Here is a 12093-nt window from a genome sequence, read left to right on the forward strand (position 1 = left end):
GTGCTCGGAAACATCGACCCCAGGCCCCTCAACCTCGTTATCCCCCTCAAACAAGCCAAAGCAATGAGCAAACACCTTGGCTACAACACCTGCGGCGAACTCCTCGAGCACTACCCACGCCGATACCTCCACTACGGCACCGCAACTGACCTCGCAGCCATCAACGAGGGCGACACACTCAGCATCGTCGGCGAAATCACCGCCACCCAACGCATCCCCAACCGTAAACACCCCAACCGGCCCATCTACCGCACCCACGTCTACGACGGAACCAACACCTTCACAGCAACATTCTTCGGCTCCAACTACGCCATGCGCGTGCTCAAAGAGCACACCCGCGTCATGATGACTGGAAAAATCAGCACCTACCGCAACGAGATTCAATTCCAGCACCCAGATTTCGTACTTCTCGACGGCCCCACCCAAGCCACCGGAGCCCTCCGCCAACTCCAACACTTCGGCGACCTCGAAACAATCCTCTCCGGACGCGAATGGCTCCCCATCTACCCAGCGACAAAACAAGTCAGCACTTGGACCATCATGGGGGCCATCCACACCATCCTCCAAAGCCTTCCCGAAATACCCGAACCACTCAGCGCAACTCCGAGCGGATACATCTCACGTGACAGCGCCATTCGAACCATCCACCAGCCAGACGCCGAGGGGCCCGAGCCAGCTCGCCAACGCCTCAAATACGACGAAGCCATGACCGTTGCACTTGCCATGAGCGTGCGCCGCACCGACGCAAACAACCACAACGCGCCCGCCCTACCCAAGAAACCAGACGGCGAACAAGGACGGCTCATCAAACAACTCCCATACCCGCTCACCGGCGGGCAACAACGCGTCATCCGAGAAATCTCCACCGACCTGGCTCACGCTCAACCGATGAGTCGCCTTCTCCAAGGCGAGGTTGGCTCTGGTAAAACCATCGTCGCACTGATCAGCATGCTCCAAGCCGTCGACAATGGCGCACAAGCAGCGCTGCTCGCTCCCACCGAAGTCCTCGCACAACAACACGCCCGTTCGCTGACCGAGACACTCATGCGCGCCGGGCTGCACACGACTGTGGTGCCACTGACCGGTTCCATGCCGACGGCCCAGAAGCAGGACTCGCTACTCAAGATCGTTTCGGGAGAAGCAGACATTGTTGTGGGGACGCACGCGCTGATTCAGGACAGCGTGGAATTCTTTAACCTCGGCTTCGTTATCGTCGACGAGCAGCACCGCTTTGGAGTTGAGCAGCGCGACCGCCTCCGTGCGAAGTCAGGCGAGCAGACCCCGCACTTGCTCGTCATGACAGCAACGCCAATTCCGCGAACGATTGCGATGACTGTCTTCGGCGACCTCGAGGTGTCTGTGCTTAACGAGTTGCCGGGTGGGAGGAAACCGATCCAGTCCTCGGTGGTTCCGGAATTCAAACCGACGTGGATTGCCCGCGCCTGGGAAAAGATGCGGGAAGACGTCGCGGCCGGCCACCAGGTCTACATCGTGTGTCCGCGTATCGACGGTGAAGGCGGCGTTCTCGAAACCGCGGAGTGGCTGCGCGCTACGGAGTTTCCAAACCTGCATGTGGAGATACTTCACGGCAAGATGCACGCCGAAGAGAAAGACGCCGTGATGTCCGATTTCGCGGCGGGTGGCATCGACATCTTGGTGGCAACAACAGTCATCGAGGTTGGCGTGGATGTGCCAAACGCAACGGTGATGATGGTGCGGGAATCCGAAAACTTCGGCGTGTCACAGTTACATCAGCTGCGAGGCCGCGTCGGGCGAGGGGGCAACCAGTCGCTGTGTCTTTTCCACACTTTGGCAGAAGAAGGCAGTGATGCGTTCCAACGAGTCTGGGAGGTTGCGCAGACAAGCGACGGCTTTGCCCTTGCCGACCTGGATCTGCGCCATCGGCGTGAAGGCGATGTCCTTGGAACCGAGCAGTCAGGCATCCGACGCACCTTCAAGCTGATCGACTTGATCGAAGACTACGAGATTGTCACGCGTGCATATCGTGATGCTGCACGCTTTGTTAAAGAAGACCTCGAGAGCGCGCGATCGCTGAGTGCACACCTGCAGGACGAGGACTTTGTGTACCTAGAAAAGAGCTAAAGCTAGAGTGAGTACCATGAATCGCATCATTTCTGGTGAAGCCCGCGGACGCAAGATCAAAGTCCCACCGGAGGGGACCCGGCCTACATCTGATCGGGCACGAGAAGGCCTCTTTTCGTCACTGCAGGTCCGCTTCGGGTTCCCGGGGCAGCGAGTGCTGGATCTTTTCGCGGGATCAGGAGCGTTAGGCCTTGAGGCGGCCTCTCGTGGTGCTGAAGAAGTCGTTCTTGTCGAAGATGATCCGAAAGCAGTCGCGGTGATCGAGCACAACGCGGGCGTTGTCGGGCACCCAAACACGCATATTGAGCCAGTGAAGGTTTCCGCGTTCGTGGCACGCGCGCCACGTCAGCATTTCTCCATGGTGCTTGCTGACCCACCATACGACCTCGCCGATGAAGCAGTCGCCGAGATGGTCACCGCCCTGCAGGAGCTACTTGTCGACGGCGCCGTTGTCGTCATCGAGCGTCACCGCGAAAGCCCCGAGACCGCTTGGCCGCCCGCCTTCACCCCAACGGGGCAGAAGCTGAAGAAGCGGCTCTATGGAATCGCCAGATTTGATATGGCAGTGTACGCGGCGCCTTCGGGCAGCCAGGAGGAGTAAGTTATGGCGAATACACCAACCGAGCACCTCAACGTCGCTGTGTGTCCGGGCTCGTTCGATCCGTTTACAAATGGGCACCTTGACATTGTCGATCGAGCCAGGCGCCACTTCGACGAAGTAGTCGTCCTTGTCACGGGTAACCCGACGAAGCAAACCGGCATGTTCACAGTGTCGGAGCGAGTCGCTTTGATTCAGTCTGCGGTCGCCGATATGCCGAGCGTGAGAGTAGATAGCTGGGGTGGATTGCTGGTTGACTACACCAGCGCACACGGCATTACTGCCCTGGTGAAAGGCCTGCGGTCGTCGCTTGACTATGAGTACGAGTTGCCAATGGCACAGATGAACCGGCGTCTTACTGGGGTAGAGACGTTCTTTTTGCTAACGGACGAGAAATACGGCTACATCTCGTCCTCGCTGTGCAAGGAAGTCGCTCGCTTCGGTGGCGATATCGCGGGACTTGTACCGCCAGCAGTGATGCAGGCGATGAGCGAACGCCTCCGCGAAGCAAAGTAGAAGCCCGGCAGATCCACCAACACGATCTACCGGGCTCCAGTTGATGCCCAACCTAGAAGATTGTCGACAGGAATGCCTTCGTTCGTTCCTGCTGTGGGTTGTCGAGCACCTGCTCCGGAGTGCCGTATTCGACGATCTGACCATCCGCCATAAATGCGACATGATCGGCGACCTCGCGTGCGAATGCCATTTCGTGCGTAACCACCAGCATCGTCATACCGTCTTGGGCGAGTTGCTTCATTACCCGCAACACTTCGCCGACAAGCTCCGGGTCAAGTGCGGATGTGGGCTCGTCGAAAAGCATGAGCTTTGGGTCCATCGCGACAGAACGCGCGATAGCCACGCGCTGTTGCTGACCACCCGAAAGCTGGATTGGGTACGCATCAGCTTTCGATTCAAGACCAACCATGCGTAGGAGCTCCAGAGCGCGGACCTTCGCCTTCTCCGGAGACTCACCCTTCACATGGACGGGAGCCTCGATAATGTTGTCCAACACGGTGCGGTGCCCGAACAAGTTAAAGTTCTGAAACACCATCCCGATGTCGCGGCGCTGCACAGCAGCATCCTTCTCGCTCATTTCGTAGAGCGTGCCGTTCTTCTCTCGGTAACCAATCAGATCACCGTCGACGTAAAGACGGCCGGCAGTGACCTTTTCAAGGTGGTTCACGCATCGCAGGAACGTGGACTTACCGGAACCCGAGGGGCCGATCAGGCAGGTAACAGAGCCGGGAGTGACCTCGAGATTAATGCCTTTGAGTACCTCCAAGTTGCCGAACGACTTCCACACGTCAATCGCTTGAATCATCGGAGTCTGGGCAGGGGAAGAAGAAGTAGTAGCGGCCATGGTTACCGTTGGTTCCTTTCGGGAGCTTCAATGATCTCAACGTTGTTAGGGATTGTGCCTTCGGCATCCGCCAAACTTGCCAACTGACGGGCTGTGAGCTGGCGGGTAGCGCCACGGTCGAAGTACCGCTCCAAGTAATGTTGCGCAACCATCAGGATCGAAGTAATCACTAAGTACCACGTCGCTGCAACCAGGAGCAACGGTACCGGCTGGAACAGAGCAGCAGCGATATCCATCGAGCGACCGTACAACTCCAGGGAGTAAGGAACCGCAACCACCAACGAAGACGTCTTCAGCAAGGAGATGAACTCGTTGCCTGTCGGCGGGATAATGATGCGCATTGCTTGTGGAAGCACTGTCCTTGTCATGGTCTGCGACCAGCTCATACCAAGAGACTTTGATGCCTCAATTTGCCCTTCTGGGACGGCAGAAACACCCGAGCGCACAATCTCTGCCATGTAGGCAGCCTCATTGAGGCCGAGGCCCACAACCGCGAGCGCGAACGCAGAAGAAGTGAACGGGTCAAGCGAGATCTGGGTAAAACCGAGATTGATCGAGTCGTAAATAGCGCCGATCAGGCCCCAGAACATAAGTTGCACGTAGACCGGGGTGCCACGGAAAATCCAAAGGAATACCCAACTCACGGCCCGGAACACTGGGTTCGGGCTCATGCGCATCACAGCGAGAAGCACACCGCCAACCACGCCGATAAGCATCGCAAGGACTGTAATAGCAATAGTGTGCAGTGCTGCGACCGCAATCCGGGTATCAAAGAGGTACTGCGCGTAGGTACCCCACCCATAGGCTTCGTTCTTGGCAGCGCCGATCACAAACCAGACGACGAGGACACCAAGCAGGATCGCAAGCGCCCAACGCCCCGGATGCCGTAAAGGTTTGGCTTCAATCCTGGCTGGCCGACTGATGCTAGTAGATGATGTAGTCATGGTTTGTTAATTCCATTCTGTAAGAGGCTGTTCGTTAATAAGCGCGGTATCGAGCAGGCCGGTGCGTACATTCCACTGCGCCAAAATGCGCTCGTAGTCGCCGGTGTCAATGAGATGCTGCATCGCATGGGCGAGAGCGGTACTCAACTCAGAATCCTTCGGTACTGCGATACCGTAAGGAGCGGCGTCGAACATCTCACCCACCAGATCTAGTTTGCCGTCGGAGCGCTCTACCGCCCAGGACGTGACAGGGGAGTCAGCGCTGAGGGCGTCTGCCCGGCCCACAAGCGCCGCTAGCGCTGCATTGTCGGATGTGTCGAAGGACAAGACCGTGATAGGAGGCTTTCCTGCCTCAATGCACGCATCATTCTTCGGGCGAACATCGTCTGTTTCGGAAACGGTTGTACGCTGTACCGCGACCGTGAGGCCGCAGGCGTCCTTCGGGTCCACGTTCGCCCCGACGGGTTGCGCCCACTGGATTCCAGCGAAGAGAAAATTCACGAAGTCGAAGCTCTTGCGGCGTTCTTCATTGTCAGTAAAACCGGACATGCCGGCGTCAAGGCTGCCAGCTTGAACCGCGGGGAGAATCATAGAGAAATCCATCTCTTGCGGGTCAAACTCGAGACCCATGATTGAGGCGAGCGCACGACCGAGGTCAAGCTCCAAACCGATGAGGTTGCCTTGCGAATCTTTAAATTCGAACGGTGCGAAGGGTGGGTTTGCACCAATGGAGAACTTACCGTCTTTCGCAACCTCTTCAGGGACCATTGCTGCAATCTCTGGCACCGCGGCCGGCTCGATTGATTCCCAGCCATCTGGGTTGCCGCCCTCGACGTTTGTGACGCAGCCACTCAGCAGACCAATGCTCAACATAAGTGAGAACGCGCTGACAGCCTTCGCTGCCTTGCCGAAGCGTTTGTTTTGGTTCATTATTTTTCGACCTTGTTTATAGGGTTGTTTCTAGCGCATGGTTGGAGGCGTGCGAAGCCCACGCATGATGAGCTCTACCGTCTGTCCAATGAGAAACACGCTCAAGATTCCGAGGAGAACTGGAGCAGTTGCCTGGCTTGACCCCTGCGAACTTTGAGCGAAATCTCCGGTGAATAACCCGCGAACCATATTCGAGGAACCCTGAATTTCAGCCTTAGTCCATTCAACGGGGTTTGCGGTACTTGGTATCGACGACCCCTTCGCCCATCCCTGGACAACATCCTTTCCGTCGCCTTCTGCCATGCCATCCGTCCACTTCAGGAATAGTTCCGAGCTGGAGATCTTCTGCACAGGATTCTTCTCGGGCGGAATGTAGAGAGGATCGTTTTCAGGATCTTGATCCAAGAAGCTCGACTTCTCGCCTTTGGAGTCGGTGGAGTCTTTGCCGGTAGCCTCGTCGGTGCCTGAAGAACTCTTCGTTGGGGCGTTAGGCGCTGCGGTTTCCGCGAGTGCGGACGGGCTTCCTGTCGGAGCCGTTGTAATGAGGGAAGCCGCGATCAAAGCGGCCGTGATACGTTTGCGCATGAGTGAATAATACCCATTCGTGCACCTTCATGCGAACAGTTTGCAGAAATTCACCCCCAGACCACGATGGCCTGGGGGTATGCGGTGTTAGGAGAGGGAAGAAGTTGTGATCTTGTCAATTCTCCCAAAGTTGTAATATGCGGCACAGGCGCCTTCAGGCGAAACCATGCAGGTGCCAATCGGGGTATCCGGAGTGCACGCTGTGCCGAAGACTTTGCACTGCCACGGTTTGATGTGTCCGGTGAGCACCGATCCACATTCGCACGCGGCGGGGTCTTCGACTCGGTTCCCTGGCACATCGAAGATTCGCTCGGCATCCCATTTGGCAAACTCCTCCGAAATTGCCATCCCGGAATGCGGAAGCACCCCAAGACCACGCCACTCAAACTCGTCACGGATGTCGAAGACGCGATCCAGCAGTGCCTGCGCAGAAGGGTTCCCCTCCGGGCGCACGACGCGAGCGTACTGGTTCTGGACGCGGGCCTTACCTGCGGCAATCTCGCCAGACGTAAATTGCTCCAGAAGTTGCGCAACGCCCTGGAGGATATCCAGTGGCTCAAACCCGCAGACGGAGACTGGGCGGTTGAATTCTTTTGCGAGGAAGTCGAACGCTTTCGTGCCAACCACAGTAGCTACGTGCCCTGGGCCGATGAAGCCGTCTACTTCGGTGACGCCACCGTTGGCGATTGCGCGCAGTGGCGGCTCGATGGTGACGTGGTTAGAAAAGACAGAAAAGTTAGGAATGTCTCGCTGCTTAGCTGCGGTTAACGTTACTGCGGTCGATGGTGTCGTCGTCTCAAAGCCAATCGCGAAGAAGATGACGTGCTTGTCTGGATTCTCCTCGGCGATCTTGAGCGAGTCGAGAGGGGAGTAGACGAAGCGGACGTCGCACCCACGTGCGCGAGCTTGCAACAGCGACTCTTCGGAACCGGGCACACGCATCATGTCGCCGAATGTCGTCAAGATAACGTCAGGCTGGTTTGCTAACCAGAGTGCGTCATCGACTCTGCCCATCGGGATGACACAGACGGGGCAACCCGGACCATGGACGAGGTCAATTGTGTCAGGGAGCAGGTTCTCGAGACCATAGCGGTAAATTGTGTGCGTGTGCCCGCCGCAAATCTCCATGAGTTTAATCGGGCGTTCGAGGAGCTTCGCTTGTTCCTCAATAGTTGCAATCAGCTGGCGGGCTGCAGCCGGGTCACGAAACTCATCAACGAATTTCATGTGGAGTCCTTTCTTCGGAACGGGTGCTTAATCGATTCTTGAAGTCGTAAAAGAGTCGAGTTCGTCCTCAAACGTGTTCGCGCCGAGTTGTTGAATTTGTTGCAGCGTCGTTGCAGCTTCGTTCTCATCAATTTTTGAAAGTGCAAAACCGACGTGTACGAGTACCCATTCACCGACTTCGAGGCCTTCTTCAACGAGAAGGTCGGTTGAGATCGCACGGGTTACACCCGAAATGCTCACTGTGGCGCGGGTAGGGTCTTTAATTTCGACAACCTGCGCTGGAACTCCCAAACACATAAATACAGAGCCTTCCATCACTCGGATTAATGTCACACATTTTCGTGTTTATTCCGTTCTACATTATCGCCTATCCTTCGTGCTTTTCTAAACGTGATCTCCTTTCGGGGATGCGAGCACCCCAAACTGAGGTGGCAACGGTAGAATCCACACTCGGAACTATTCGTAGCAATTCCATGTGATGGCTAGTTGCGAAAGAAGAAAAGGAAAGTGTTGTGCAGCCTAAGAATCGCCTCAATGTTGATGAGACCAAAGTCAACGACAACATCGCTCGGGTACGCCGTCGTGGCGGTCGACTGAAGGACGAATATGTCACGCTTGCGCACGGTGCCGGCGGCAAGGCGAGCGCGACATTGCTGGAACAGGTGTTTTTCGACGAGTATGGCAACGATCTGCTTTCCCAGGGCGAAGACGCAACGCTGTTGAACTTGGACCTTGAAGGCGGCACGTTGGCGTTCACGACCGATAGCTACGTGGTAAATCCAATTGAGTTTCCAGGTGGATCTATTGCAGATCTTGCAGTAAACGGCACGGTAAACGATCTGGCAGTCGGTGGTGCGGAGCCGAAATATATTTCGGTGGGCTTCATCCTTGAGGAAGGGCTTGAGGTAGCGACGCTTCGCCGGATCGCGCAGGACCTTCGCGACGCAGCTGAGCGGGCCGGTGTACAGATCGCCACGGGCGATACAAAAGTGGTCCCGAAGGGGGCGGGAGACAAGATTTATATCAACACGGCCGGAATCGGAGTCGTGCCCGCGGGGAGGGAGCTTGGCTTCACTCAAGTCAAGCCTGGTGACCGGATTATCGTTTCCGGGCCAATCGCGGATCACGGGATGGCGGTGATGATGGCTCGCGGTGACCTCGCCATCGAGGCGCCGATCGAGTCGGATTCGCGGGAGGTAGCAAGCCTTGTTCGAGCACTACTTGCCGACGCCCCCAATACTCGCTGGATGCGCGATGCCACTCGTGGTGGCTTGGCTACTGTCATGAATGAACTTGCGGAGACAACCGGCTACGGAGTCGCGCTGCACGACGAGAAGATCCCTGTGCAGCCGATGACACGTGCCGCTTGTGACATGCTGGGGATTGATCCCCTGTACGTCGCAAACGAGGGGACGTTCACGGCCGTTGTGCCGGAGGATCAGGCGGAGCAAGCGGTCGCTGCGCTCCATGCCGCTGGTGCCGAAGGGGCAGCAGTTGTGGGGACGATTGTTGAGGAACCGGCTGCGGCTGTGGTGCTTGTGACCGGCTTTGGCGGTACCCGCATGGTCGACAAGTTGGTAGGGGATCCCCTTCCACGAATCTGTTAACTGATCTCGGGTGCGGGCAAGGTTCTGTACCATGGCGCTACTGCGCCCACAGCCTCCCTGCTGCAGCCTGGCCGAGACTTAACCCGCCGTCGGTCGCGGGCACTTTCTGGTGAGTGAGCACTCGCAGAGCGGGGCTTTCGCACTGCAGGACATGCAGTATGTCGGCCATGAGGATGCGGTTCACAGCGCACCCGCCCGTGATACCGACGACCTCGGTTGCTGAGGCGTTGGCGGCGTCGATAAGCGCACCGGCGATCAACGTCGCCATTGCAGCATGGACGATCCGAGCGATGTCTGCGCGTGGATACGAACCATCCCGCATTGAATTGACGGCCCACTGCGCAAGTCGAGGGAACGTGCTGAGCGTATCGGCTGTACTGATAGCCGCCGCTTGTGAAAGCGGTGAGGTGCTTGCCAATGCTTCAAGCTCCATCGCGGCCTGCGCCTCGTAGCTCACCGATTGACGGACTTGAAGGATGGACGCGAAGGCGTCGAAGACTCGCCCCATCGAGGTCGTAGTCGTTGTTCCGAAACTGCTGTTGAGTTGGGAGTCGACTAGTTGGAGCTCAGCCTGATCGACTTCGGTGGGGGGAGAGAGACTTTCGAGTTGCCAGTCGTGTGTGAGGCCGCGTGCGATTCGCCACGGGTTGCGCACCGCTTTGTCGCCTCCCACGAGCGAAAATGGTGGGAGGTGCCAGCGTCGTTCGGCTTCTCCATCGGCGGTGAGGTGAAGGATTTCGCCACCCCATATTGTGCCGTCGGTTCCGTAACCTGTGCCATCGAGCGCCGCGATTGTGGCTGGTGTTGACAATTCTTGATGCTCCGTCAACAGCGAAAGAGCGTGAGCGTGGTGATGCTGGACCTCGATGAGCTCCACGTCATGGTGGTGAGCGAAGCGCTGTGCCCACGCCGATGTTTGGTAACCGGGGTGCATATCGCAGACAACGATGTCCGGACGAGCTCCCTGCATTGAACAAAGCTGATCGACCATTCGCTCGAAGTGTCGTTGCGCATCGAGTGAGCCCATATCGCCCACGTGCGAGGACATGTGCGCGTACCGCCCGACAGCTAAGGTTGCCGTATTTTTTAACTCGCCACCGACTGCCAGGACCGTTGGCTGCGTTTCGGTACGTAGCAACAGCGGGACCGGGGCTAGTCCTCGTGACCGTCGAACCAGCGTCGTATCAACGTAGACGGAGTCTTCTACAGGCACGTAAATCTCGCGATCGTGAAGCACAAACATATCTGCTAGGTGCGAGAGCTTACGGAGTGCATCGTCGTTGGTGACGCACAGCGGCTCCCCGCTCAGATTGCCAGAGGTCGCAACCACCGGCCTATCAACGAGCAAATGGTGGAGAGGCGAGTAAGGAAGCATGAGACCTACTTCCTGCAAGCCAGGTGCGATCCCCTCGCAAAGTGAATGCTCGCGAAGCGGGACGGACACAATCGGGTGCGACGCTGAGGTTAAAAGCCCCTCGGCCTCTTGGTTCAACACCGCAATGGTCTTGGCCGCGTCGAGGTCAGGCACCAGGACAGCAAGCGGTTTGTCAGGTCGGTGCTTGCGCTTGCGGAGCTTTTCGACGGCAACTTCGTCTTCAGCCGAACACATCAGATGAAACCCGCCAATCCCTTTGACAGCCACGATTGCGCCGGAGTCCCACGCGCTGCGTACCGTATGCACGAGCTCGTCGAACTTAGCCACATCTACTACGAGCTCATTTGTGCGTGTTTCGACGAGGGATGCGCCGTTGGAGTCCGTGCACCACACCGTGGGTCCACAGTGCGGACAACTAATCGGCTGGGCGTGAAAGCGTCGATCATCCGGGTTCGTGTACTCCGTCTCACACTGGGAGCACATGGGGAATTCCCGCATGGTCGTTGTCGCGCGGTCATAGGGAAGCGACTCGATGATGGAAAGTCGAGGGCCGCAGTGAGTGCAGGTCGTGAACGGGTAATGGTAACGCCGGTTATTTTTGTCATCGATGTCTGCCAAACAGGCGTCACAGGTAGTCATGTCTGGGGAAATGAGGGTCTTTTCGCCCTCCACATGGGTAGAAGCAACGATCCGAAACGATTCCTCGCCCGGTACTGGAGAAAGCGATGACGTTTGGATGTCCAAGATGTGTGCGAGGGGCGGAAGCTCGTCGATAAGCGCCTCTTGTGCTTGGCGAAGCGTTGACGCGGCGCCTTGGAACTCGATGAACACACCGCGCTCGTTGTTTCCTACAAATCCGGTGAGCCCGAAGCGCCGGGCCACCCGCGCAACATGCGGGCGCATTCCGACGCCTTGAACAATGCCCTCAAGAAAGATGTGGACTCTGCTGCTTTGTGCTCCCATGCTGCATACTCTACAAACTTCTTGAATAATCGCCTAGGCTAGGGGCTGTGCATGAAGTTGCATTGAGTCATCAATTAGCGTCAGCAGTTCAGCGTGCGTCGGGCGGGCGGACTGTCTTGTCGGTGCATCTCGAGATCGGTGCGCTGCGGCAAGTAGTGCCAGAATCCCTCGAATACGCATGGGGATTCGTGACAAAGGGAAGCACCATGGAGCACTCAGATCTAAAGATTGATTGGGTGCCCGCCAAAATCAAGTGCTCAAACGGCCACCAAAGGACGCTGGATCCAAACGAGTACCTTGATGTCCGATGCTACGAATGCGACGCCCCGACGTCTGTAATCGCGGGCGAGGAATTCGCAGTCGTAGACATTGATGTGACATCTGACAACTGAGAAGGAGAT

Annotated in this window: 12 protein-coding genes; 5 read left to right on the plus strand and 7 right to left on the minus strand. The window is 57.2% G+C overall.

Going from position 1 to position 12093, the window contains the following annotated elements; genetic code table 11:
* Genes BJP07_RS09105 through coaD form a run of 3 tightly spaced genes read left to right on the plus strand, consistent with a single transcriptional unit; the run spans window position 1 to window position 3217 of the window.
* Complete coding sequence (locus tag BJP07_RS09105; protein WP_071567162.1) at window positions 1-2103, plus strand: ATP-dependent DNA helicase RecG; 2103 nt, start codon at window positions 1-3, stop codon at window positions 2101-2103.
* A 16-nt stretch (window positions 2104-2119) separates the two neighbouring features.
* Complete coding sequence (locus BJP07_RS09110; RefSeq protein ID WP_071567163.1) at window positions 2120-2704, plus strand: RsmD family RNA methyltransferase; 585 nt, start codon at window positions 2120-2122, stop codon at window positions 2702-2704.
* A gap of 3 nt (window positions 2705-2707) precedes the next feature.
* Window positions 2708-3217 (plus strand): pantetheine-phosphate adenylyltransferase, encoded by a 510-nt coding sequence (gene coaD, locus BJP07_RS09115; protein WP_071567164.1) that lies wholly within the window; start codon window positions 2708-2710, stop codon window positions 3215-3217.
* A gap of 52 nt (window positions 3218-3269) precedes the next feature.
* Here the strand turns inward: coaD and BJP07_RS09120 are convergent, their stop codons facing one another.
* The 6 genes from BJP07_RS09120 to BJP07_RS09145 form a co-directional block, all read right to left on the minus strand.
* A complete protein-coding gene (locus BJP07_RS09120; RefSeq protein WP_071567165.1) occupies window positions 3270-4061 on the minus strand; it encodes an amino acid ABC transporter ATP-binding protein in 792 nt (263 codons plus the stop codon).
* Window positions 4062-4063: 2 nt separating this feature from the next.
* Window positions 4064-5005, minus strand: coding sequence for an amino acid ABC transporter permease (locus BJP07_RS09125; protein ID WP_369822350.1), 942 nt, complete (start codon window positions 5003-5005; stop codon window positions 4064-4066).
* Between the two features lie 6 nt (window positions 5006-5011).
* Window positions 5012-5878 (minus strand): ABC transporter substrate-binding protein, encoded by an 867-nt coding sequence (locus BJP07_RS09130; protein WP_071567207.1) that lies wholly within the window; start codon window positions 5876-5878, stop codon window positions 5012-5014.
* 87 nt (window positions 5879-5965) lie between these two features.
* Window positions 5966-6520, minus strand: coding sequence for a hypothetical protein (locus tag BJP07_RS09135; protein WP_071567166.1), 555 nt, complete (start codon window positions 6518-6520; stop codon window positions 5966-5968).
* 87 nt (window positions 6521-6607) lie between these two features.
* On the minus strand, window positions 6608-7747 hold the full coding sequence (gene hypD / locus BJP07_RS09140; protein WP_071567167.1) for a hydrogenase formation protein HypD: 1140 nt from the start codon (window positions 7745-7747) through the stop codon (window positions 6608-6610).
* Between the two features lie 27 nt (window positions 7748-7774).
* Window positions 7775-8044: a HypC/HybG/HupF family hydrogenase formation chaperone gene (locus tag BJP07_RS09145; RefSeq protein WP_071567168.1), complete on the minus strand. Its 270-nt coding sequence runs from the start codon at window positions 8042-8044 to the stop codon at window positions 7775-7777.
* A gap of 215 nt (window positions 8045-8259) precedes the next feature.
* Between BJP07_RS09145 and hypE the strand changes: the two genes are divergently transcribed.
* A complete protein-coding gene (gene hypE, locus BJP07_RS09150) occupies window positions 8260-9354 on the plus strand; it encodes a hydrogenase expression/formation protein HypE (protein WP_071567169.1) in 1095 nt (364 codons plus the stop codon).
* A 37-nt stretch (window positions 9355-9391) separates the two neighbouring features.
* On the opposite strand, the gene hypF is transcribed toward hypE, so the two are convergent.
* Window positions 9392-11692 (minus strand): carbamoyltransferase HypF, encoded by a 2301-nt coding sequence (hypF, locus tag BJP07_RS09155; protein WP_071567170.1) that lies wholly within the window; start codon window positions 11690-11692, stop codon window positions 9392-9394.
* A 47-nt stretch (window positions 11693-11739) separates the two neighbouring features.
* On the opposite strand from hypF, the gene BJP07_RS09160 reads away from it, so the two are divergent.
* Window positions 11740-12084 carry a hydrogenase maturation nickel metallochaperone HypA gene (locus BJP07_RS09160; RefSeq protein WP_071567171.1) on the plus strand — a complete coding sequence of 115 codons (345 nt, stop codon included), beginning with the start codon at window positions 11740-11742 and terminating at the stop codon, window positions 12082-12084.
* Window positions 12085-12093 lie beyond the last annotated feature (9 nt).

This window comes from Corynebacterium sp. NML130628 (genome assembly GCF_001875665.1).
Taxonomy (GTDB): domain Bacteria; phylum Actinomycetota; class Actinomycetes; order Mycobacteriales; family Mycobacteriaceae; genus Corynebacterium.